This is a genomic window from Pseudomonas lurida (assembly GCF_002563895.1).
GTDB classification, from domain to species: Bacteria; Pseudomonadota; Gammaproteobacteria; order Pseudomonadales; family Pseudomonadaceae; genus Aquipseudomonas; species Aquipseudomonas lurida.
In genome coordinates, this window is record NZ_PDJB01000001.1 from 3,931,191 (window position 1) to 3,953,240 (window position 22,050).

The 22,050-nt window shown below is 63.5% G+C and carries 19 protein-coding genes; 14 read left to right on the forward strand and 5 right to left on the reverse strand.

Annotated elements, in window-relative coordinates:
* Window positions 1-70: 70 nt before the first annotated feature.
* Both ATH90_RS17735 and ATH90_RS17740 read right to left on the reverse strand, forming a co-directional pair.
* A complete protein-coding gene (locus tag ATH90_RS17735; protein ID WP_034107340.1) occupies window positions 71-1,408 on the reverse strand; it encodes a lysine N(6)-hydroxylase/L-ornithine N(5)-oxygenase family protein in 1,338 nt (445 codons plus the stop codon).
* A 119-nt stretch (window positions 1,409-1,527) separates the two neighbouring features.
* A complete protein-coding gene (locus ATH90_RS17740; RefSeq protein ID WP_257785540.1) occupies window positions 1,528-2,073 on the reverse strand; it encodes a sigma-70 family RNA polymerase sigma factor in 546 nt (181 codons plus the stop codon).
* Window positions 2,074-2,263: 190 nt separating this feature from the next.
* Here ATH90_RS17740 and ATH90_RS17745 point away from each other — a divergent pair, with 190 nt between their 5' ends.
* The 14 genes from ATH90_RS17745 (at window position 2,264) to ATH90_RS17810 (ending at window position 18,624) form a co-directional block, all read left to right on the forward strand.
* Window positions 2,264-3,433 (forward strand): efflux RND transporter periplasmic adaptor subunit, encoded by a 1,170-nt coding sequence (locus ATH90_RS17745; protein ID WP_098466898.1) that lies wholly within the window; start codon window positions 2,264-2,266, stop codon window positions 3,431-3,433.
* A complete protein-coding gene (locus ATH90_RS17750; protein ID WP_122712374.1) occupies window positions 3,423-5,405 on the forward strand; it encodes a MacB family efflux pump subunit in 1,983 nt (660 codons plus the stop codon). Before ATH90_RS17745 ends, ATH90_RS17750 begins: the two co-directional genes overlap by 11 nt.
* On the forward strand, window positions 5,398-6,801 hold the full coding sequence (locus ATH90_RS17755; protein ID WP_098466899.1) for an efflux transporter outer membrane subunit: 1,404 nt from the start codon (window positions 5,398-5,400) through the stop codon (window positions 6,799-6,801). Before ATH90_RS17750 ends, ATH90_RS17755 begins: the two co-directional genes overlap by 8 nt.
* Window positions 6,802-6,921: 120 nt before the next feature.
* Window positions 6,922-7,671, forward strand: a complete 750-nt coding sequence (locus ATH90_RS17760) for an alpha/beta fold hydrolase (protein ID WP_098466900.1) — start codon at window positions 6,922-6,924, stop codon at window positions 7,669-7,671.
* Between the two features lie 107 nt (window positions 7,672-7,778).
* Window positions 7,779-8,549, forward strand: coding sequence for a FadR/GntR family transcriptional regulator (locus ATH90_RS17765; RefSeq protein WP_034107352.1), 771 nt, complete (start codon window positions 7,779-7,781; stop codon window positions 8,547-8,549).
* A gap of 242 nt (window positions 8,550-8,791) precedes the next feature.
* The gene (locus ATH90_RS17770) at window positions 8,792-9,994 is read left to right on the forward strand and encodes an ABC transporter substrate-binding protein (protein ID WP_098466901.1); all 1,203 of its coding nucleotides are present in this window, start codon (window positions 8,792-8,794) and stop codon (window positions 9,992-9,994) included.
* A gap of 57 nt (window positions 9,995-10,051) precedes the next feature.
* Window positions 10,052-10,912 carry a branched-chain amino acid ABC transporter permease gene (locus ATH90_RS17775; protein WP_034107356.1) on the forward strand — a complete coding sequence of 287 codons (861 nt, stop codon included), beginning with the start codon at window positions 10,052-10,054 and terminating at the stop codon, window positions 10,910-10,912.
* Window position 10,913: 1 nt separating this feature from the next.
* Window positions 10,914-11,924, forward strand: coding sequence for a branched-chain amino acid ABC transporter permease (locus tag ATH90_RS17780; RefSeq protein ID WP_034107358.1), 1,011 nt, complete (start codon window positions 10,914-10,916; stop codon window positions 11,922-11,924).
* Complete coding sequence (locus tag ATH90_RS17785) at window positions 11,921-12,670, forward strand: ABC transporter ATP-binding protein (protein WP_098466902.1); 750 nt, start codon at window positions 11,921-11,923, stop codon at window positions 12,668-12,670. Before ATH90_RS17780 ends, ATH90_RS17785 begins: the two co-directional genes overlap by 4 nt.
* Window positions 12,670-13,365, forward strand: coding sequence for an ABC transporter ATP-binding protein (locus ATH90_RS17790; protein ID WP_098466903.1), 696 nt, complete (start codon window positions 12,670-12,672; stop codon window positions 13,363-13,365). Before ATH90_RS17785 ends, ATH90_RS17790 begins: the two co-directional genes overlap by 1 nt.
* 13 nt (window positions 13,366-13,378) lie before the next feature.
* On the forward strand, window positions 13,379-14,647 hold the full coding sequence (locus tag ATH90_RS17795) for a Zn-dependent hydrolase (protein ID WP_098466904.1): 1,269 nt from the start codon (window positions 13,379-13,381) through the stop codon (window positions 14,645-14,647).
* Complete coding sequence (locus ATH90_RS17800) at window positions 14,644-16,050, forward strand: amidase (protein ID WP_069077743.1); 1,407 nt, start codon at window positions 14,644-14,646, stop codon at window positions 16,048-16,050. The genes ATH90_RS17795 and ATH90_RS17800 overlap by 4 nt, the downstream gene beginning before the upstream one ends.
* 647 nt (window positions 16,051-16,697) lie before the next feature.
* On the forward strand, window positions 16,698-17,561 hold the full coding sequence (locus ATH90_RS17805; protein ID WP_034107370.1) for a LysR family transcriptional regulator: 864 nt from the start codon (window positions 16,698-16,700) through the stop codon (window positions 17,559-17,561).
* Between the two features lie 58 nt (window positions 17,562-17,619).
* Window positions 17,620-18,624, forward strand: a complete 1,005-nt coding sequence (locus ATH90_RS17810; RefSeq protein ID WP_034107372.1) for a LacI family DNA-binding transcriptional regulator — start codon at window positions 17,620-17,622, stop codon at window positions 18,622-18,624.
* On the opposite strand, the gene ATH90_RS17815 is transcribed toward ATH90_RS17810, so the two are convergent.
* The 3 genes from ATH90_RS17815 to ATH90_RS17825 form a co-directional block, all read right to left on the reverse strand.
* Window positions 18,621-19,346 (reverse strand): SDR family oxidoreductase, encoded by a 726-nt coding sequence (locus ATH90_RS17815; RefSeq protein WP_034107375.1) that lies wholly within the window; start codon window positions 19,344-19,346, stop codon window positions 18,621-18,623. The two genes, ATH90_RS17810 and ATH90_RS17815, sit on opposite strands and share 4 nt — an antisense overlap.
* Window positions 19,347-19,420: 74 nt before the next feature.
* Window positions 19,421-20,953 (reverse strand): FGGY-family carbohydrate kinase, encoded by a 1,533-nt coding sequence (locus ATH90_RS17820; protein ID WP_098466905.1) that lies wholly within the window; start codon window positions 20,951-20,953, stop codon window positions 19,421-19,423.
* Window positions 20,954-20,961: 8 nt separating this feature from the next.
* A complete protein-coding gene (locus tag ATH90_RS17825) occupies window positions 20,962-22,047 on the reverse strand; it encodes an alcohol dehydrogenase catalytic domain-containing protein (RefSeq protein ID WP_034107379.1) in 1,086 nt (361 codons plus the stop codon).
* Between the last annotated feature and the right edge of the window lie 3 nt (window positions 22,048-22,050).

Below are 22,050 nucleotides of genomic sequence, written 5' to 3' on the forward strand. Positions count from 1 at the left end.
GGTAGGCGCCGGCTTGTCGGCGATGGCGTCCCTGCGATCGCCCCCGCCGGCAAGCCCGGCGCCTGCAGCGTCAGCTGGCAGTGGCGAGCAACAGGTCCTGCACCGAACGCCCCTTGCCGCGCCCACGGTCCAGTGCATACAACGACGCCGCAATTTCATCGGCGCGAATCGGCAGTACTGACAGCAACGTATCGCTCAACCCGTGGCTGGCCTGGCTGAAGCCCTGGATGTAGATACCGGCGTTGCAACGCTCGTCGGTGACGATGCGGTAGTCGCGCGCCACTTCGAAGTCGCCCAGGTAGTCTTCCAGCGGCGCCAGCAAGGCGCGGTGTGTCTGGCGCTCATAGCCGGTGGCCAGGATCACCGCGTCGTAATGATTGACGCTGGTGTCGCCATTGGCGTTGTTGCGCAGCACCAGTTCGATGCCCAGCGGGCCTGGAGTGGCCTTCTCGACCACCGTCATGGTGCGGAACGCCTGGCGGACGATGCCCGAGACTTTCTGGCGGTAGAAGATGCCGTAGATGCGCTCGATCAGGTCCAGGTCGACCACCGAATAGTTGGTGTTCTGGTATTCGGCGACCAGGCGCTCGCGCTCGGCACCCTCTTGCTGGAACACCAGGTCGGTAAAGGCCGGCGAGAACACTTCGTTGACGAACGGGCTGTCATCCGCGGGCTTGAGCGCCGAACCGCGCAGGATCATGTCGACCTGCACCGAAGGGAAGCTGTCGTTCAGGTCGATAAAGGCTTCGGCCGCACTTTGGCCACCGCCGATGATGGCGATGCGCATGGCCTTGCCCTCGACACACGGCTGCGTGGCCATGCGTTCCAGGTATTGGGAGTGGTGGAACACTCGGCCGTCACCCTTGAGTGCCTTGAAGGCTTCGGGAATGCGCGGCGTGCCGCCAGCGCTGACCACCACTGACCGGGTGGTGCGCACATGCTGCTCGCCCACGGCATCGCGGGAAATCACGCGCAATGCTTCAACCTGCTGCTGATGCAGGATCGGCTCGATGGCCAGCACTTCTTCGCCATAGTGGGCCTGGGCCTGGAACTGCCCGGCGACCCAGCGCAGGTAATCGTTGTACTCCATGCGGCACGGGTAAAAGGTGCCCAGGTTGATGAAGTCCACCAGGCGGTCGTGGGCTTTCAGGTAATTGACGAAGGAGTACGGGCTGGTGGGATTACGCAGGGTCACCAAGTCCTTGAGGAACGAGATCTGCAGTTCGCTCTGGGTCACCAGGGTATTGCCGTGCCAGCGGTAGTCGGCCTGTTTGTCGAGAAACAGCACGTCCAGTTTGCCCTGGGCCTTTTCGCGCTCCTGCAGGGCGATGGCCAGCGCCAGGTTCGAAGGGCCGAAACCGATACCGATCAGGTCGTGAACCGCGGGCGAAGCAATTGCCTGTGTCATTCCAGTGTCCTCTGGATAAGCCCCTTGGCGGTGGGGCGGGAATACCTTCAAGACCTGAACAACAGGCCGTGTGTTGATAGGAAACGAGGACAGTGAAATAAAATTTAACTGATCATTGATCAGTGGGCTTCCCACTCGCGCATCCGCACCCGACAGTGCTTCATGGCGTTGACGATGTGTTTTTCCACCAAAGCGCGGGAAATGCACAGGCGTTCGGCGATCTGTACGTGGGTCAGGCCGTCGAGCTTGCGCATCAGGAAGCTGTCGCGGCAGGCAGGCGGCAGTTCGGCCAACGCACGCTCGAGCAGTTCCAGGCGCTGGCCGTGGTCGTGGTGGGTGTGCGGCGAACAGGTAGCGAAACGCTCTTCGCTGTCCAGCACGTCCAACGGTTCGACCTGGCGCAAGGCATTGCGCCGATGGCCGTCGATCACCAAATTGAGCGCGGTGCGGTACAAAAAGGCGCGGGGTTGTTCGATGGGGGTGTCGCTGGAACGCTCCAGCACCCGGACATAAGCGTCATGCACCACATCCTCGGCCACCTGACGGTTGCCCAGCTTGGCGTTGAGGAAACGCACCAGCTCGCGATAGTAGTTTTCCAACATGACTCCCGACCGCCAGGTGGCGGCATTAGGTCCCTGGGTACAAAAAGACAGCGTTGAGGTGATGGCAGTTTGAGTGCGTGCAATTTATAGTAATTCTCATCTACTTTTAAAGCAGACTTGCATCAACGGACGATTTTTTTCTTCAAGGGAGCTGTAACTGCTTATGTAACCGCCTAAATCCCCATGCATTTCCCTCGTTTACTTGTCAGCTCCCCGCAACTGCGGTCCGAACTTTCCTGGCTGGAACCCAAGCATGAAACGCCCTCGACCTGCCCGACGCGCCTTGATCGTTATCGCGTGCCTGATCCCCATTATTGCCGTTGCGGCCTGGCAGGTGCTGCCGCCTGGGCGTGACACCCTCACCACCGTCACCGTTACCCGCGGCAATATCGAAAACAGCGTCACCGCACTCGGCACGCTCCAGCCTCGCCGCTACGTGGACGTGGGTGCCCAGGCATCAGGTCAGATCCGCAAGATCCACGTCGAGGCCGGCGACCAGGTCCAGGAAGGCCAACTGCTGGTGGAGATCGATCCTTCCACGCAAAAAGCCAAGCTCGACGCCAGCCGCTACGCCATCGAGAACCTCAAGGCGCAGTTGCAGGAGCAGAAAGCCCAGCACGAACTGGCGCGCCAGAAGTACCAGCGCCAGCAACGCCTGGCAGCCGGCAACGCCACCCGCGAAGAAGATGTGCAAACCGCCAAGGCTGAGTTGAGCGCCACCCAGGCCCGCGTCGACATGTTCCAGGCGCAGATCCTGCAAGCCCAGGCCAGCCTGCGCAGCGATGAGGCGGAGTTGGGTTACACGCGTATCTACGCGCCGATGACCGGCACCGTGGTGGCGGTGGACGCGCGAGTCGGCCAGACCCTCAATGCCCAGCAGCAGACGCCGCTGATCCTGCGGATCGCCAAATTGTCACCGATGACCGTATGGGCTGAAGTCTCGGAAGCCGATATCGGCCACGTCAAGCCGGGCATGACGGCCTATTTCACCACCCTGAGCGGCGGCAACCGGCGCTGGACCAGCACCGTGCGGCAGATCCTGCCGATCCCGCCCAAGCCGTTGAATGAGACCCAGGGCAGCGGCAGCCCCAACAGTTCGAATAAAAGCGGCAGCGGCCGTGTGGTGCTCTACACCGTGTTGCTGGACGTGGACAACAGCGATAACGCGTTGATGGCCGAAATGACCACCCAGGTATTTTTCGTCGCCAGCCAGGTCAAGGACGCCCTCACGGCGCCGGTTGCCGCACTGCTGGGCACGTCCAGTACCGACAAGCAGATCGCCCGGGTCGTGGGCAAGAACGGGCGTATCGAGGAGCGCCAGGTGCAGCTGGGCATCAGCGACCGCCTGCGCGTGCAGGTGCTCGACGGTCTGAACGAAGGCGATCGCTTGCTGATCGGCCCGGCCGACGGCAATGGGGGTTGAGTTGACCACACCCCTGATCGAACTCAAGAACATCCGTAAGTCCTACGGCGGCGGCGATAGCCCGCAGGTCGATGTATTGCGTGGCATCGACTTGTCGATCCATGCCGGGGAATTCGTGGCTATCGTCGGCACCTCCGGCTCCGGCAAGTCCACGCTGATGAATATCCTCGGTTGCCTCGACCGCCCCAGCGTCGGCGACTATTTGTTCGCCGGCGAGAATGTCGCCCACCTGGACAGCGACGAACTGGCCTGGCTGCGTCGCGAAGCCTTTGGCTTTGTGTTCCAGGGCTACCACCTGATCCCCTCGGGGTCGGCCCAGGAAAACGTCGAGATGCCGGCGATCTATGCCGGCATCAGCGCCGCCGAGCGCCATGCCCGTGCCAATGCCCTGCTCACGCGCCTGGGCCTGGCCGAGCGCACCGGCAACCGGCCACACCAGCTTTCCGGTGGTCAGCAGCAGCGCGTGTCCATCGCCCGTGCCTTGATGAACGGCGGCCATATCATCCTCGCCGACGAACCCACCGGCGCCCTCGACAGCCACAGCGGCGCCGAGGTCATGACCCTGCTCGACGAACTCGCCAGTCAAGGCCATGTGGTGATCCTGATCACCCATGACCGCGAAGTGGCCGCGCGGGCCAACCGCATCATCGAGATTCGCGATGGCGTGATCATCAGTGACTCGGCCGATACCAGCCCCGCAGTGCCCACGACCACGACAGGAGCCCTGCAAGCGGTAGACCTGCGCCAGCGCCTGGCTGACGGTGCCGAACACAATGGCGCCTGGAAGGCCGAACTGGTGGACGCGGTGCAGGCCGCGTGGCGGGTGATGTGGATCAACCGTTTCCGCACCGCGCTGACCCTGCTGGGCATCATCATCGGCGTGGCGTCGGTGGTGGTGATGCTGGCGGTAGGCGAAGGCAGCAAGCGCCAGGTCATGGCGCAGATGGGCGCGTTCGGCTCCAACATTCTCTACCTCAGTGGATCGTCGCCCAACCCGCGCACGCCTATGGGGATCGTGACCCTTGACGATGTCCATGCGCTGGCGGCCCTGCCCCAGGTCCAGCGCATCATGCCGGTCAACGGCAGCGAGGCCGGGGTGCGTTTCGGCAACGTCGACTACATGGCCTATGTGGGCGGCAACGACACTAACTTCCCGGCGATTTTCAATTGGCCGGTGGTCGAAGGCAGTTACTTCACCGCGGCCGACGAGCGTGCAGCGGCCACCGTCGCCGTGATCGGCCACCGCGTGCGCGAAAAGCTGTTCAAGGGCGAGGTCAACCCTATCGGCCAGTACATCCTGATTGAGAACGTGCCCTTCCAGGTGATCGGTGTACTGGCGGAAAAAGGCGCCAGCTCCGGCAACAAGGACAGTGATGACCGTGTCGCTATTCCTTACACCGCCGCCAGCGTGCGCCTGTTCGGCAGCTACGACCCCGAGTATGTGGTGATCGCCGCGGCTGACGCGCGCAAGGTCCAGGAGGCCGAGGTGGCCATCGACCAGTTGATGCAGAAGCTGCACAACGGCAAGCGCGATTACGAGCTGACCAACAACGCCGCCATGATCCAGGCCGAGGCCCGGACGCAGAACACCCTGTCGCTGATGCTCGGCTCGATTGCCGCGATTTCCCTGCTGGTGGGCGGCATTGGCGTGATGAACATCATGCTGATGACCGTGCGCGAGCGTACGCGTGAGATCGGCATCCGCATGGCGACCGGTGCACGCCAGCGCGACATCCTGCGCCAGTTCCTCACCGAAGCGGTGATGCTCTCGGTGGTCGGCGGCCTGTGCGGCATCGCGCTGGCCCTGCTGGTGGGCGGCCTACTGGTGCTGGCCAAGGTGGCGGTACAGTTTTCCCTGGTGGCCGTGCTGGGCGCATTTGGTTGCGCCCTGGTCACCGGCGTCGTATTCGGCTTTATGCCGGCCCGTAAAGCTGCCCGGCTCGATCCGGTTAAGGCGTTGACCAGTGAATAAACGATCCCTGTGCGTGCCCGGCCTGTGCGTGTTGCTCAGCGCGTGCGCCGGCAACCCGACCGCCCTCGAGAGCGGCATCGCCCCGCCCGCCGCCTGGCAATACGCTGAGCGTGACGCGGCGCAGGCGACTAATCAGCGCTGGTGGACCCAATTCGGCAGCCCGCAATTGAACCGCCTGGTCGACCAGGCCCGCCGTGACAGTTTCGATGTAGCCGCCGCCACTGCCCGCGTGCGCCAGGCCCAGGCCAGTGCGGTGATCGCCGGGGCACCGCTGTTGCCGGAGGTGAAGTTCAACCTCACCACCAGCCATCAGAAACTGCTGCGTGGCAAAGGTGGACCGGACCTTGACGCATCGCAAAGCGATGACGCCGTCGACAACTTCGGTGCCAACCTTACCGCCAGCTACGAAGTGGACTTCTGGGGTGGCCGCGCCGCCGCCCGGGACAGCGCCCTGCACAGTCTGCGCGCCAGCGAGTTTGACCAGGCCACCGTGGAACTGACCTTGCTCAGCAGCGTGGCTGACCGCTATGCCCAGACCCTCGCCGCCCACCAGCGCGAGCACATCGCCGAGTTGAACCTGGCCAACGCGCGCAACGTGCTCGACCTGGTGCAGACTCGCTATGACGCCGGCTCCGCCACTGCCCTGGAACTGGCCCAGCAAAAAAGCCTGGTCGCCAGCCAACAACGCCAACTGCCGCTGATCCAGCAACTGGCCGAGGAGTCGCGGATCACCCTGGCCGCCCTGCTCGGCCAACCGGTGCAGGCGCTTGACCTGGGCGCCGAGCCCTTCCAGGCACTCACCTGGCCGACCATTGGCGCTGGCATGCCCAGCCAATTGCTCAGCCGCCGGCCCGATATCGCCAAGGCCGAGGCACAACTGGCAGCGGCGCAAGCCGACGTCACCGTGGCCCGCGCCGCCATGCTGCCCGCCGTGACCCTCGGCGCAACCCTGGGCTCGGATGCCTATAAAGCCATGGACATCCTGCGCAGTCCCTACTACACGCTGACTGCCGGCCTGGTCGGGCCGGTCTTCAACAATGGCCGTTTAAGCGCTGAACGCGACAAGGTCCGCGCACGCCAGGACGAACTGCTGCAAACCTATCGCGGCGCGATCATCAACGGCTTCGCCGATGTGGAAAAAGCCCTCAGCAGCATCAGCCGGCTCGACCAGCAGCGCCAGTGGCAAAGTGAAGAACTGCAACAAGCGCAGAGCGCGTTCCAGATCGCCGAAAGCCGCTACCAGGCGGGCGCAGAAGACTTGCTCACCGTGCTGGAGACCCAGCGCACCCTGTATGCGGCGCAGGACCAGAATGTGCAGCTACGACTGTCTCGCCTGCAGGCCAGCATCACCCTGTACAAAGCCCTGGGCGGCGGCTGGCAGACAGAGCCCCGATAAACAATAGCTCCGATAAACAAAACTCCGGTTTCTTACACAAGCCGTCTTTTCACCCTACATTCTTCGACCCAAGGTCCTTGGTAAAAAAGCTGCTATTACACGGCCGCCCAGGACCTCTCGATGATTGTTGCAAGACACCTGCTGTGCGCCTGTCTCTGGCTGGTGGCAAGCATTGCCGCTGCCCAGCCGCTGATCCCGCCCACCGCCATCGACTGGCTGCTGGACTGCCCCCTCCCCGCCGTCAGACGCCTGGATTCCGAGGTGCTGCAACGCACTCAATGCGGCACCGTGACCGTACCGCGCAATCACGCCGCACCACGGCAAGGCAGCCTGCGCCTTTACCTCACCCGCGTCGGGGCCCGTGACCCGCTCAACCGCGAAGGCGTGGTGTTCGCCCAGGCTGGCGATGCCACCAGAAAGAACCAGGCCGGCACCTTTGTCATTCACCTGACGAGCCTCTGGGCCGGCCACGCCAACCCGGCCTATCGCACCCTGGTCAATCGCTACGACGTCATCGAGCTTGGCACCCGCGACCTGAGCAACGAGCGTGAAATCGAACAGGCCTCTCAAGACCTGGAGTTCGTACGCACCCAACTGGGCGAGGCCCAATTGCTCTACGTGGGCCACGCCAATGCCGCCCGCCTCGGCAACCGCTACGCCACACTGTTTCCCGAGCGCGTTGCACGCATGGTGCTGGTCAACGCGCAACAAGCCGGGACCAGCCCTCCATGGGTCGAACACCTGCGCCTGAAAGAGCCCACCAGGCAGGACGCCAGCGCGTGCGTCAACCGCTGGGTGGGCGACTTCCTGGTGTTCGGCAAGCAACCACCACGGTCCACGCGCTGCCTTGACCCTGCAGCCGGGGAGTAGCGACCCGTTTGCGACCTCTTGCCATCGAAAACGACACCCGGCGTTGACGCTGCAACCCGATCGTTATTAAGTACTATTTATCCGCATTAATACGATAAATCGAACCCATGCTAAGTCGCCCGCTACGACGCAAACGCCAGAAGCTGTCCGATGTGATTGTCGAGTCGGTCAAGCGCTCCATCGTCACCGACGCCTTGAAGCCCGGTGACCGCCTGCCCACCGAACGTGAGCTGATGGAAAGCTTCCAGTGCTCCAAGGGCTCGGCTCGCGAAGCGCTCAAGGCCCTGGAAGTGGAAGGCCTGGTGAGCACGCGCACCGGCCCCAGCGGTGGCGCCTACCTGAACCAGGCCGGTACCGAACCGGCCAGCCGCGCCTTGCGCAACTACCTGCACTTCCAGCACCTGGATGGCGAGCAGGTGTACCAACTGCGCAAAGTCATCGAAGTGGAATTGGCGGTGTCGGTCCTCGGGCGCTTGAGCGAGGCCGACTACCAGGCCCTGCAAGATAACGTGGATTTCTGCAGCGCCCCGGAAGACAGCGAGGCCGGCCAGCGCGAGCAACGCCTGGCGGAACTGGAGTTCCATAACCTGCTGGCCAAGGCCTGCCCCAACCCATTGCTGAGTTTCATGGCGCAGTTCCTCAACGACCTGCTGCGCGACCTGGTGGTGCTGAAAAAAGCCTACAAACCCAAGCGCAAGCAATTCGATGCGGCAAACCTGGATTATCACAAGCAGTTGCTGGCCGCCTTTCGCGCCGGTGATGAAAACGCCGTGCGCAATTTGATGCATGAACACATGTGCGATGCCGAACACCACATGACCGCCCTTGAAGGCCAGGTCAGCCCGCACTTTCTACTGGAGTTCGATCACACCCACTGACACATCACGGTACCTACTGTGCAAACCCGATCAATGTGGGAGCTGGCTTGCCTGCGAATGCATCGACTCGGTTTGACAGAAACACCGAGGCGCCTGCAGCGCAGGCAAGCCAGCTCCCACACTCGATCCAGTTCCAACCGTTAGAGCGTTTGCCCCAACCAATAACAGGCCTGCCCACAGGCCCTTGCTCCACCGTATCGCCATTGCCACTCCTGCCAATAACTAAACCAGGGAGTCACCCCATGCAGCGTCGTACGTTGTTGAAAGCCAGTCTTACCGCAGCCGCCGCCCTCAGCCTCCCGCTGAGCGTGCGCTCGGCATTCGCCGCCGAGCCCTTTACCTTTTACGGCCTCAAGTCCATGTCTGGCGCCTTTGCCAGCTATGGCAAGTTTGCCGACATGGGTTCGCGCCTGGCCGTGGAACAACACCCCGAGGTGCTCGGCCGTCCGCTGAACTACAAGGTCATCGACACTGAAGGCAACGCCGGCAAGGCCGTGCGCAAGGTGCAGGAAGCCATCCAGCAGGACGGCGCGCGATTCTTCCAGGGCTGCACGCTGTCGTCGTCGGCACTGGCGGTGGCCAAGGAAGTGGACAAGGTCGGTGGCGTGTTCATGACCCCGGTGGGCGCCGACGAAGTCACCGGCAAGGACTGCAACAAGGCGACCTTCCGCTGGTCCGTGCCCACCTATGGGGCTATCCGCGAAACCATCCTGCCGCTGATCAAGCTGCTGCCGGACGCCAAGCGCTGGTACACCATCACCCCGCAATACGTGTTCGGCGAAGCGCTGCTCGAGGGCGCAAAGACTGTGCTCAAGGAAAATGGCCTGGAACACATCGGCAACAGCTACCACTCGTTGCAGGAACAGGAATTCTCCGGCTACCTGACCAACGCCATCGCCGCCAGGCCCGATGTGCTGGTGCTGCTCAACTTTGGCAGCCAGTCGTCCAACACCTTGCGCCAGGCGGTGAACTTCGGCATCAAGGAACGCATGAAGGTGCTGCTGGTCTGGTCCGCCGGCCTCGACCAGTTCCAGGAACTGGGCAGCGATGTGCTCGAAGGCGTGTACCTCGGCGCACAGTACTGGCACCAGGTCGACACTCCGCTCAACCGTGAACTGGTCAAACTCACCCAGGCCAAATACGGCATCAACCCCACCTACCCGCTGGCCGCCGATTACATCAGCACCAAGGTCATGCTCGACACCATCATTTCCACCGGCAGCTTCGACGGGCCGACCGTGGCCAAGGCCATGCAGGGCCTGAGTTTCGAAGGGCCCACCGGCAAGGAATCGATCCGCGCCGGCGACCACCAGGTGATCAAGGATTACTACCTGCTGATCGGCAAGGCCGCTGCCGACATGGCCGACAAGGATGACCTGGCCAAGGTGCTCAGCGCCGGCCAGTCGTTCCCACCCGTGGAAGCCACGGGCTGCACGCTCGGCTGATCCCCTGAATTTTGTAGCGCAGGGCCGCGCAAGCGGCGTCCTGCCGAGGGTTCCTGCATGCTTAACCTGTACCTGTTCCAGATCCTCAACGGCCTTGGGCTAGGGATGATCTACTTCCTCATCGCGGTCGGGCTGACGATCATTTTCGGCCTGCTCAACTTCGTCAATTTCGCCCACGGCGCGTTCTTCCTGCTGGGGGCCTACATCTGCTACACCGCCGTGAGCCTGACCGGCAGCTTCTGGCTGGCGCTGCTGATCGCGCCGCTGGTGGTGGCCGCGCTGGCCTGGGCCATCGAGCGACTGTTGATCCAGCGGATCTATCACTTGCCGCACATGTTCCAGATCCTGGTGACCCTGGGCATCGCACTCATCATCCAGGAAGCCAGCGTGATGATCTGGGGGCCGGTGGGCAAGAGCGTCGCCGTGCCGGAACTGCTGCGCGGCGTGCTGGTGGTGGGTGATTTCGTCTACCCCTACTACCGCCTGTTCCTCATCGTGTTTTCCGGGCTGGTCGGCCTGGGCCTGTGGCTGCTGCTGGAACGCACGCGCTTCGGCGCCCTGGTGCGCGCCGGCAGTGAAAGCACCGAAACCGTGTCGCTGCTGGGCACGAATATTTTCCGCCTGTTCTCCATGACCTTCGCCCTCGGCGTTGCGCTGGCCGGCGTCGCGGGCGTGCTGTTCGCACCGTTGCGCGGCGCCCAACCTTTCGTCGGCCCGGAGATTCTCGGCGTCGCCTTCGTGGTGGTAGTGATCGGCGGCATGGGCTCGTTCAGCGGGGCGCTGGTCGGCGGTTTGCTGGTGGGCGTGGTGCAAAGCCTGATGACCACACTCTGGCCCCAGGGTGCGAGCCTGATGATCTACGGCGCCATGGCCGTAGTGATTCTGGTCCGTCCCTACGGCCTGTTCGGGAGAGCCTGACATGAGCGAGAAAAACCCCCTGCCGTTCGCCAAGACCCAATCCAAGGCCATGTTGCTGTGGGTGCTGGCCGTGCTGATCGGCCTACCCTTGATAGTGCCCTCGGCAACCCTGGCCACCGAGATCCTGATCTTTGCCATGGCGGCCCTGGCCTGCAACCTGTTGCTGGGCTACACCGGACTGCTGTCATTCGGCCAAGGCATCTTCTTCGGGGCCGGCGCCTACTGCGCCGCGCTGCTGATGATCCACCTGCAACTGGGCCTGTTCACCGCATTGCTCGGCGCCGCCATCGCGGGTGGGTTCCTGGCGTTGCTGGTGGGCGCCTTGGCGATCCGCCGCACCGGCATCTACTTCGTGATGCTGACCCTGGCGTTCAGCCAGATGGCCTACTTCGTTGCCTACACCCTCAGTGACTGGACCGGCGGCGACAACGGCCTGCTCAGCGTGCCGCGACCGGAAATCCGTGTCGGTGACACGGTACTGCTGTCACTGGCCGACGCCCGCGCCTTCTATGGTTTTGTCGCGGTGCTGTTCCTGCTGATCTTCATCGGGGCCCGCCGGGTCATCGCCTCCCCTTTCGGCAGCACGCTGATGGCGATCCGCGAAAACGAAACCCGTGCCTCGGCCATCGGCTACGACACACGCCACTTCAAGATCCTGGTGTTTGTGCTGTCCGGCGCGGTCACCGGGATTGCCGGCGCGCTGTACGCCATGCTGCTGCACTTTGTGCCGCTGTCGAATATCGACCTGGCGATGTCCGAGAACATCCTGATCATGACCATCGTCGGCGGCACCGGCTCATTGTTCGGTTCACTGCTGGGGGCCGGTTCCATCGTGCTGCTCGGGGATTTCCTCTCCGACCTGTGGCCACGCTGGTTGATGCTGCTGGGGGTGATCCTGATCCTGGTGGTGATCTTCATGCGCGGTGGTTTGTGGGGCGGCCTGGCGTCGCTGTTCGAGAAGGTGCGCGGCAGCCGCAAGACCGCCGCCGTCGCCAAGGAGGAAGGGCTATGAGCATCCTGCTGGAAACCAAAGACCTGGAACTGGCCTATGGCGCGTTCCATGCGGTCAATGGCGTCAACCTCAAGGTCGAGGCTGGCTCCATCCACACCATCATCGGCCCCAACGGCGCCGGCAAGACCAGCCTGTTCCACTGCCTCACCGGTGAACGCCAGGCCACCGCCGGGGCGATTCATTTCGACGGCAACAACCTGATGCGCAAGCCGGCCCACGGTCGCGTCGGCCTGGGCATGGCGCGCTCGTTCCAGCTGACGAGCCTGTTCCAGAACCTCAGCGTGCGCGAAAACCTGCGCCTGGCCGCTCAGGGCCGCGACGGAGCACGCGCGCTGAATTTCTGGCGCCGCGTGGACAGCAAGCGCGAGCACCTGGAGATGGCCGACCAGGTGCTGGAGCGCCTGCAACTCAGCGCCCGTGCCGACACCCTGGCCGGCGAGTTGTCCCACGGCCAGCAGCGAGTGCTGGAGGTGGGCATGTCGATCTGCTCCAAACCGAAACTGTTGATGCTGGATGAGCCTACCTCGGGTATGGGCATCGATGACATCCCGATCATGACCCAGTTGATCAGCGACCTCGGCCGCGATCACACGGTGCTGCTGATCGAACACAACATGAGCATTGTCATGTCCATCAGCCAACGCATCACGGTGATGAGCCACGGCCAGATCCTGGTGGAAGGCACGCCGGAATTCGTGCGCGCCGATGAACGTGTGCGTACGGCGTACCTTGGGGAGGCTGCCTGATGCTGATCGTCGAGAATATCCATTCCTACTATGACAAGAGCCATGTGCTGGAAGGCGTGTCATTGACCGTCAACCCCGGCGAGCTGGTCACGCTGCTGGGCCGTAATGGCGCCGGCAAGACCACTACCCTGCGCAGCATCCTCGGCATCATCTGCCCGCGCCAGGGCCAGATTCACTTCAACGGCCAGGCATTGGTCGGCCAGAAGGTCTTCGAAATCGCACGCCAGGGCCTGGCGCTCGTGCCGGAGCATCGCGGGATCTTCCGCCTGCTCACCGTCGAGGAAAACCTACGCATCGCCATGCGCAAGACCAGCCGCTGGCAGCTCGAGGACGTCTACGCCATGTTCCCGCGCCTCAAGGAGCGTCGCAAAAACACCGGCCACGCGCTGTCTGGCGGCGAGCAACAAATGCTCGCCATTGCCCGAGCCCTGCTCAACGACCCCAAGCTGCTGATCCTTGACGAGCCCACCGAAGGCCTGGCCCCGGTGATCGTCGACGAGTTGGTGAAGATCCTGCGCAAGGTCAAGGACGACGGTCTGCCGGTGCTGCTGGTGGAACAGAACCTGATGGTCTGCGACAAGCTCGCCGACCGCCACTACGTGCTCGAACAGGGCCGTGTGGTGTACGAGGGCAGCGCCGCCGAGTTCCGCGCCGACCCCACGATCAAGAACCGCTACCTGGCCCTGAGTGCCTGACCGGAGACTGCTGATGAATAGTTTTGCGCAACCGCTCCAGAGCAACGCCCCGCTGATCAACCGCGACCGCCTGTGGCAATCGTTGATGGACCTTGCCCAACTCGGCGCCACCGTCAAGGGCGGCGTGTGCCGCCTGGCCCTGACCGACCTCGACCGCCAGGCCCGCGACCTGTTTGTGCAATGGTGCGAGGCCGCTGGCTGCAGCGTCGGTGTCGACGCCATCGGCAATATCTTTGCGCGCCGTGCCGGACGCAACCCCGCCCTGCCCCCGGTGATGACCGGCAGCCATATCGACACCCAACCCACCGGCGGCAAGTTCGACGGTTGCTACGGGGTCATGGCGGGCCTGGAGGTGATCCGGACCCTGAATGACTTGAACATCGAAACCCAAGCGCCGATTGAAGTGGTGGTGTGGACCAACGAAGAAGGCTCGCGTTTCCCGCCATGCATGATGGGCTCCGGGGTGTTCGCCGGTCAGTTCGACTTGCAGGACACCCTCGACAAAGTCGATGACCAGGGCCTGTCGGTGGGCGACGAATTGCGGCGCATCGGTTATGCCGGCTCTCGCGCGGTACTCGGCCACCCGGTGGGGGCGTATTTCGAAGCGCATATCGAACAGGGACCGGTACTGGAAGACCAGGCCACCACCATTGGCGTGGTCATGGGTTGCCTGGGCCAGAAGTGGTTTGACCTGACCTTCACGGGTGTCGAGGCCCACGCCGGCCCGACGCCGATGCACCTGCGCAAGGACGCCCTGGTCGGCGCCGCCGAGGTGGTCAGCGCGGTCAACCGCATCGCCCATCAACAGCAACCCCACGCCTGTGGCACGGTGGGCTGCCTGAGCCTGCACCCGGGTTCGCGCAATGTGATTCCTGGCCAGGTGCACATGACGCTCGACCTGCGCCACCTGCACGCGGACAAGCTGCAAGCCATGGTCGATGAAGTGCGCAGCGTGATCGAAGCCACCGCCAAACAACACGGCCTGCACTTCGAACTGACCCCCACCGCCGACTTCCCGCCGCTGGACTTCGCCCCGGCCTGCGTCAACGCCGTGCGTGAAGGTGCCGAGGCCTTGGGCTTGAGCCATATGGACATCGTCAGCGGTGCCGGACACGACGCGATTTTCGTCGCCAAACTGGGCCCGGCCGGGATGATCTTTGTGCCGTGCGAAGGCGGCATCAGCCATAACGAAATCGAAAACGCCGCACCGGACGACCTCGCGGCAGGCTGCGCGGTGCTGCTGCGCGCCATGGTCAATGCGGCCCAGGGGGAAACGCCATGAGCGAGATCGGCCAACTGACGGCAGTGCAACTGCTGCAACATTTTCGCGACAAGACCTTGTCACCGGTGGAAGTCACCGAGGACACCTTGCTGCGTATCGAACGCTATAACCCGGTGGTAAACGCCTATTGCCACGTTGACCCGGAAGGCGCGCTGAACGCCGCGCGCGCCTCGGAACAACGCTGGCTCAACGGCCAGCCTTGCGGTGCATTGGACGGTGTGCCGGCGTCGATCAAAGACCTGACACTGACCCTCGGCATGCCCACTCGCAAGGGGTCGCGCACTTCATCGGCCGAGGGCCCGTGGGACGTCGACGCGCCCTTCACGGCTTTTATGCGCAAGGCCGGCGCGGTGCTGCTGGGCAAGACCACCACCCCGGAATTCGGCTGGAAAGGCGTCACCGACAACCCGCTGTACGGCATCACCCGCAACCCCTGGGACACACGCACCACGGCGGGCGGTTCGTCTGGCGGCGCGGGGGCCGCGGCCGCGTTGAACCTTGGAGTATTGCACCAGGGCAGCGACGCGGGCGGCTCGATCCGTATTCCCTGTGCGTTCACCGGCACGTTCGGCATCAAGCCGACCTTCGGTTATGTGCCACAGTGGCCGGCCAGCTCCATGACCATCCTCTCGCACCTGGGGCCGATGACCCGCACCGTGGAGGACAGTGTGCTGATGCTGCAGACCATCGCCCAGCCGGATCCGCGGGACGGCCTGATCGGTGCGCCGAGGGCCACGCCATGGTTGTCGGGCGCGGCTGATTTGAAAGGGTTGCGCGTGGCCTACAGTCCGAACTTTGGTTACGTGGACGTCGACCCGCAGGTGGCCAAGGTGGTCGCCCAGGCAGTGGCAGGCCTGGTGCAGCTGGGCGCGCATGTCGAGCAGATCGACCCGGGCTTCAGCGACCCGCTGGAAGTATTCAGCACCTTGTGGGCGGCCGGTGCCGCACGCCTGACCGGGCCGATGAGCGAGGCGCAGAAACAACTGCTGGACCCCGGCCTGCTGCGCATCGCTCAGCGTGGCGAGCAGTTGAGCCTGGACGACTTCAACGCAGCCCTTGAAGCCCGCGCCGCACTGGTGGCGCGCATGGCCGCGTTCCACGAACACTACGATGTGCTGGTATCGCCAATGATGCCCATCACGGCATTCGACGCCGGGCATGATGTGCCGCCCGGTTCCGGCTTGCAGGAATGGACGCAGTGGACGCCGTTCACCTACCCCTTCAACCTGACCCAGCAGCCGGCGGCGTCAGTGCCGTGTGGGCTGGCGGCGAATGGCTTGCCGGTGGGCTTGCATGTGGTGGGCGCACGGTTTGCGGATGAGCATGTGTTGAGGGTGTGCCAGGCGTATGCCAAGGCGTTCCCCACCGAGCACTTGCAAGCCCCAATCACCAGAAAAACCTAGCGCTCAATATGGGAGCGGCTCCCCCCAATAGCCATGGCTATCGTCATAGCAACCAACCCAAACCACGATGCGAAGCGAGCCGCTGTTGATCTGGCTGTTGATCTGGCTGTTGATCTGGCTTTTGATCTTGCCTTTGATCTGAGGCGCCCCATCAAACACGCTGGCCGGAATTCGACAGGGATTTGGGGGGTAAACCGGCAGGGATGCCGGTTTAGCCGCCCCGCGCCATGGAGGGCGCGTGGCGGCGGCCCCCCAAATCACTGTCGGATTACGGGCACACCGAGCGTGAGCGAGGTGCCGAGTGTTGGGGCAAGAGCCCTTTGGTTACTTTGGGGCTCTTTTCCAAAGTGACCCGCTGTAAGAGCGGAACCAATATCAGCCGTAACCTAAATAACGGATATGTACCCGGTCTGATCCAACATCCAGGTCGGCTGTCAGGCCGCCTTCGCGGGCAAGCCCGCTCCCACAGTTAGATCGCGGGATGACAGGTAGATAGTGGTTGGCTGTCAGGCCGCTTTCGCGAGCAAGCCCACTCCCACCTTTTTTGGATCGCGGGTCAGCTATCAGGTAGCCAGTCGGGGCAAAGCCCCCTGCCACAGGCTCGCCCGCATTCCATTACACTGTCCCCCATTCATCCCGGGGGCTTCATGGACATCGAACTGGCACGCACCTTCCTCGAAATTACCCGCTGCGGCAGCCTGGCCGCGGCGGCCGAGAAACTGCACGTCACCCAGACCGCCATCACCGCGCGGGTCAAGAACCTGGAAAGCCAGTTGGGCAGCACGCTGTTCGTGCGCAACCGCGCCGGCGCGCGCCTGACCGCCGACGGCGAAGCCTTCGTGGTGTACGCCAACCAGCTGCTGCAAACCTGGGAAGCGGCAAAACGCGACCTGCCATTGCCGGAGGGCTATCGCAATGTGCTGCACATCGGCGGCGAGGTCAGCCTGTGCAACCCGTTGATGCTCGGCTGGGCCCAGGCCCTGCGTCAACAAATCCCCGGCCATGCGCTGCGCACCGAAGTGCGCGAGGGCGACTACCTGTTGCGCCAGCTGGAACTGGGCGTGCTGGACGCTGCCTTGGTGTTCCAGCCGCAATACTGGCCGGGCTTGCAGGTGGAGCAGGTGCTGGAAGAGAAACTGATCCTGGTAGAACTGGTGAGCAACCCGGCCCCCTACGTGTACATCGACTGGGGCCCCGGCTTTCGCCAGCAGCATGACGCCGCCCTGCCCGACAAGGCCCGTGCCGCGCTGAGTTTCAACCTCGGCCCGCTGGCGCTGCAGTACATCCTGGAGAACGGCGGCGCCGGCTATTTCCGTACCCGCGTGGTGCAAAGCTACCTCGACAGCGGCGTGATGCAGCGCGTGCCCAAGGCGCCGGAGTTCAACTTCCCCACGTTTGTGGTGTATGCGCGGGCGCGGGATTCGGCGGTGTTGCAACAGGCGCTGGCGTTGCTGCGTGAAGTGGTCAAGGTGGAAAGTGACTGGTCGCAGCGCTGGGATCCGCTGATTTGAAGCAACAATATCGGCCGCGCATGCTAGCCTGCGGGTGTTTCCTTTTGCAGCCTTACCGATGAACAAGAAAAAGTCCGTCACCATCAGCGACATCGCCAAACGGGTCGGCATGACCACCATCACGGTGTCGCGCGCACTGAGCAAGCCCGACTTGGTCAAGCCGGCCACCCTGGCGCGCATCCTCGAAGTGGCGCGGGAGATGGACTATGTGCCCAACGCCTTCGCCCGCGGGCTCAAGCGCAGTGAAAGCCTGATCATCGGCGTGATCACCGCGTCGGTGGACAACCCGTTCTACAGCGAAATGATCAAGGCGATTTCCCGCGAGGCCAAACTGCACGGCTACACCATCATGCTGGTGGACACCGATGAGCTCGAAGAGCTGGAAAGCAAAGCCGTGGACACGCTGTTGGGCTACCGCGTGGCCGGGATCATCCTGTCGCCGGTCTCGGATGAGCCGAGCTACCAGCCCGATTACCTCGAACGCCTGGGCAACGGAAAGACCCCGGTGGTGCTGCTTGATCGCACGATCCACGAGAGCCCATTCAGCCGCGTGGTGCTCGACAACTACCACAGCGGCATCCAGGCCGCGCATTACCTGCTGCGCCAGACGCCCCAGCTCAAGCGCCTGCTGGTGCTGACCGGCCCCGAGCACTCACGCATCACCGTCGAACGCCTCAAGGGCCTGCGCGAAGTGTTGGCCGAACATCCCCAGGTGCAGGTCGAAGTGCAGGCCGGCGACTACACGCTGATGCCCTCCTACCTGCACACCCTCGACTACCTGGCCGAACACTCGGCGCCGGACGCGATCATGGGTTTCAACCAGTTGATCACCCTGGGCGCCCTGCGCGCGTTGCGCATGCACAATATCCCCCACGACAGCCTGACCATCTGCGGCATCGACCGCCTGCCCTTCGCTGATATCTTCGGCGTCCCCATCGCTTGCGTGGCCCACGACGCCTCGCTGGCTGGCAGCAGCGCAGTCCGCCTGCTGCTTGACCGCCTCGAAGACCCGTACAAGCCACGGGACAAAGTGGTGATCGCCGGCCAGTTGGAAAACGGCTAGCGGCTCGTGTAGCCACCGTCGATGGGCAGGCTGACGCCGCTGATCATGCTGGCGGCGCCGCTGAGCAGGAACAGGACGGGCAAGGCCACTTCTACAGATTGCGCAAAACGCCCCAGCGGGATTGCCGCCAGCGCCGGATCGCGCTTGGCTGGGTCCGACCAGGCCACGGCCGCCATGGGCGTGAGCGTGACCGTGGGGTTGACGCTGTTGACGCGAATGCCGAAGCGGCCCCATTCGGCGCATTGCACGCGGGTAATCGCATCGAGTGCGGCCTTGGAGGCGCAGTAACCGAGGTGATCGTCCAGGGCGACTAGCGCGGCCTGGCTGGAGACATTGACGATGCTGCCGGCAATCTTCGCCTCGATCATTTTTGCCGCCACACGGCTGCCGACCTGGGCGGCGGCACGGGCGTTGACCTGCATCACCTGGTCGAAGGCTTCGGCGCTGATGGCGGCAGCGGGCTCCAAGCGCGAGATGCCGGCGCAGTTGACCAGGCCGTGCAGCGGCGGCAGGGCCCGCAGGGCTTCGTCGAGGGCAGCGCTGTCGGCGATGTCCAGGCACAGGGTGTGGCAGCCAAGTTGGGCCAGGGCTTGCGCGTCACGCCCCAGGGCGAAGACTTCGGCGCCACTGGCGATCAACTGTTGGGCAATTTCGCGACCGATGCCGCTGCTGGCGCCGGTGACAAGGACACGCTGGTGGGTGAAGTCAAAGGTGGTGGTCATGGTCACGGTTCCCTAGACGATGAAGGTCCCCCGTGGGCGCTGGCTTGCCTGTGCCCACAAGGGATCGAGTTGATTCAGTGGGTTTGCAGGCTGTGCATGATCGGTTTCAGCGCCGGGTACAGCTTCAGGTACTCGCCAAACGCACGGTCATACGCCTCGACGTTTTCCGTCTTGGGCTGCGCCCGCAACGCCAGTTGCACCCACCCCTTGTCCATCTCCCCATCACTCACCAACCCCACCGTATGCGCCGCCAGCAACGCCGCCCCCATCGCCGCTTCCACCTCCTGGACAATGGTGTACACCGGGTACTGCGTGACATCCGCGATGATCTGCATCCACAGGTCCGAATGGCTCGCCCCACCGACCACGATCAAGCGCGGGTCCAGGGAATGCGCGCCGCGCGTGCCCGCTTCGATGTTGTGCCGCAGGGCAAAACTCACCCCCTCCAGCACCGCGCGATACAGGTGAATGCGACTGTGATAGAGGTTCAAGCCGACAAAGCTGCCGCTGGCACGGTCATCCCAAACCGGGCTGCGTTCACCCATCAGGTACGGCAGGAACAACAGGCCTTCGCTGCCCGCCGGGATGTTCATCGCGCGCTGTTCCAGCAACACCAGGCTGTCTTGGCCGGTGGCCTTGGCCTGCTGCTCCTCGGCCTGGCAGAACTGCTCGCGAAACCAGCTCACCGACGCACCGGCCGTGATCGCACCGCCGAAGATATACAGGTCGCGGTGGCCGTTGCAGACGTGGGGCATGCTCACCAACCCGTGGTGTGCATCCACCTGTTGGTTCAAGTAACCCCAGCACATGCTGGTGCCAATCATCGCCACGTGATTACCCGGCTGGGTAACCCCCGCGGCCAACGTGGCCATGGCCGCATCGACGCCACCGGCAAGCACCGGCGTGCCAGCTTGCAGGCCCAGGCGCGTTGCCCACGTCTCCAGCATCCCCCCTACCACTTCACCGGAATACACCAGACGCTCCGGCATCATTGCCTGGGGAATGCCCAGCGCATCGAGCATCTCGGCAGACCAGCCTCGCGCCTTCACATCGTAGACACCGCCGATATTGCCGGCACTGCTGTGGTCCACCGCCAACTCCCCGGTGAGGCACCAGTTGATATAGCTGTTGGGCGGCAGCAAGTAGCGGGTGTTCGCCCATACCTCTGGTTGGTGTTGCTTGAGCCAGAGCATCTTGGTGAAGCCGTAGTAGCTGTCCACCGAGTTCCCGGTCACCGCGAACAGCCGCTCCAGGTCCACCTGCTCACGCACCCAGGCCACCTGCTCGCCGGCGCGGCGATCCATCCAGATCAGGCACGGGTGCAGCGGTGTGATCTGCGCATCCACCGCAATCCCGGAACCGCCATACAGGCTGCTGATGCACAGCGCCTTTACGCGATCCTTGGCCACACCGGCCTTGGCCATGCAGTGCGCCACGCACGCCTCGACCGCCTCCAGCCAAACCTGTGGCCATTGCTCGGCCCAGCGCACTTTCGGGGTATCCACGCGATACCCCTGGCTGTGCTGGGCGATGATCGTGCCTTGAGCATCCACCAGCAGCGCCTTGGTGCTCTGGGTTCCGATATCGACGCCCATCACGTAATTCACAGTGCGACTCATGGAAGGGTAGCCGGCTTCAACAGCACCTTGATCGACTTGGTCGAGTTAGCGAGTTCAAAAGCCTCGGCCCAATCGTCCAGCGCGAAGTCATGGGTGACGATGCCTTTGGACGTGACCAGGCCACGCTCGAACAGATCGATGGCGATCGGGTAGCAATACGGGCCGAGGTGCGCGCCGCGAACGTCCAGCTCCTTGCGGTCGCCGATGATCGACCAGTCGACGCTGGTCTCGGCACCAAACACGCTGAACTCGACAAAACGCCCAAGCTTGCGGATCAGGTCCAACCCCTGGGTCACGCCCGCCGGTACACCGGTGGTTTCGATGTAGACGTCGCAGCCGTAGTTGTCGGTGAGGCCGTTGATGATTTCACGGGCGTTGTCGCGCGACGGGTTGATCACCACATCGGCGCCAAATTGCTTGGCCAGCGCCAGGCGCTCGTCGACCATGTCGATCACCACCAGCTTCTTCGGCGTCTTCAACGCGGCGACCTGGACCATGCACAGGCCAAGCGTGCCGGCGCCGGCGATCACTACCACGTCATCGAGCTGGATATCGCCACGGTTGACGGTATGGATCGAACACGCCATCGGCTCCACCAGCGCCGAGTCTTCCAGCGACACCGACTCGGGAATCTTGTGCACGATGGCGGTCTTGGGGATGCGCATGTACTGGGCCATGCCACCTTCAGCCACTTCACGCTGGAAGCCGAAGATATTGTGCACTTCGCACATCCAATACTTGCCCGACTTGCAGAAGCGGCACTTGCCACAGGGCACGATCTGCTCGGCGATCACCTTGTCGCCTACCGCGACTTCGAAATGCGCCTCGGCGCCCTCGCCCGCTTCCACCACATAGCCAAAAAACTCGTGCCCCGGCACCACCGGCGCCTTGACCCAAGGGTTGTCACCGCCCCAGAACATCGCCGCGCCGGAGTGGCACTTGCAGTCACTGGCGCAGATGCCACAGGCGGCGATGCGGATCACCAGTTCATTGGCACGCGCCTGGGGTTTGCCGATGCGTTCCAGGCGATAGTCTTTGGGGCCGTGGCAAACGACGGCTTGCATTTCGGTGTGCTTGTCCATGGT

Bases quoted from the DNA above. Each gene is read 5' to 3' on its own strand.
- ATH90_RS17735 (WP_034107340.1), bottom strand. From the start codon at position 1,408: ATGACACAGGCAATTGCTTCGCCCGCGGTTCACGACCTGATCGGTATC.
- ATH90_RS17745 (WP_098466898.1), top strand. From the start codon at position 2,264: ATGAAACGCCCTCGACCTGCCCGACGCGCCTTGATCGTTATCGCGTGC.
- ATH90_RS17750 (WP_122712374.1), top strand. From the start codon at position 3,423: ATGGGGGTTGAGTTGACCACACCCCTGATCGAACTCAAGAACATCCGT.
- ATH90_RS17760 (WP_098466900.1), top strand. From the start codon at position 6,922: ATGATTGTTGCAAGACACCTGCTGTGCGCCTGTCTCTGGCTGGTGGCA.
- ATH90_RS17765 (WP_034107352.1), top strand. From the start codon at position 7,779: ATGCTAAGTCGCCCGCTACGACGCAAACGCCAGAAGCTGTCCGATGTG.
- ATH90_RS17770 (WP_098466901.1), top strand. From the start codon at position 8,792: ATGCAGCGTCGTACGTTGTTGAAAGCCAGTCTTACCGCAGCCGCCGCC.
- ATH90_RS17775 (WP_034107356.1), top strand. From the start codon at position 10,052: ATGCTTAACCTGTACCTGTTCCAGATCCTCAACGGCCTTGGGCTAGGG.
- ATH90_RS17780 (WP_034107358.1), top strand. From the start codon at position 10,914: ATGAGCGAGAAAAACCCCCTGCCGTTCGCCAAGACCCAATCCAAGGCC.
- ATH90_RS17785 (WP_098466902.1), top strand. From the start codon at position 11,921: ATGAGCATCCTGCTGGAAACCAAAGACCTGGAACTGGCCTATGGCGCG.
- ATH90_RS17790 (WP_098466903.1), top strand. From the start codon at position 12,670: ATGCTGATCGTCGAGAATATCCATTCCTACTATGACAAGAGCCATGTG.
- ATH90_RS17795 (WP_098466904.1), top strand. From the start codon at position 13,379: ATGAATAGTTTTGCGCAACCGCTCCAGAGCAACGCCCCGCTGATCAAC.
- ATH90_RS17800 (WP_069077743.1), top strand. From the start codon at position 14,644: ATGAGCGAGATCGGCCAACTGACGGCAGTGCAACTGCTGCAACATTTT.
- ATH90_RS17805 (WP_034107370.1), top strand. From the start codon at position 16,698: ATGGACATCGAACTGGCACGCACCTTCCTCGAAATTACCCGCTGCGGC.
- ATH90_RS17810 (WP_034107372.1), top strand. From the start codon at position 17,620: ATGAACAAGAAAAAGTCCGTCACCATCAGCGACATCGCCAAACGGGTC.
- ATH90_RS17815 (WP_034107375.1), bottom strand. From the start codon at position 19,346: ATGACCACCACCTTTGACTTCACCCACCAGCGTGTCCTTGTCACCGGC.
- ATH90_RS17825 (WP_034107379.1), bottom strand. From the start codon at position 22,047: ATGGACAAGCACACCGAAATGCAAGCCGTCGTTTGCCACGGCCCCAAA.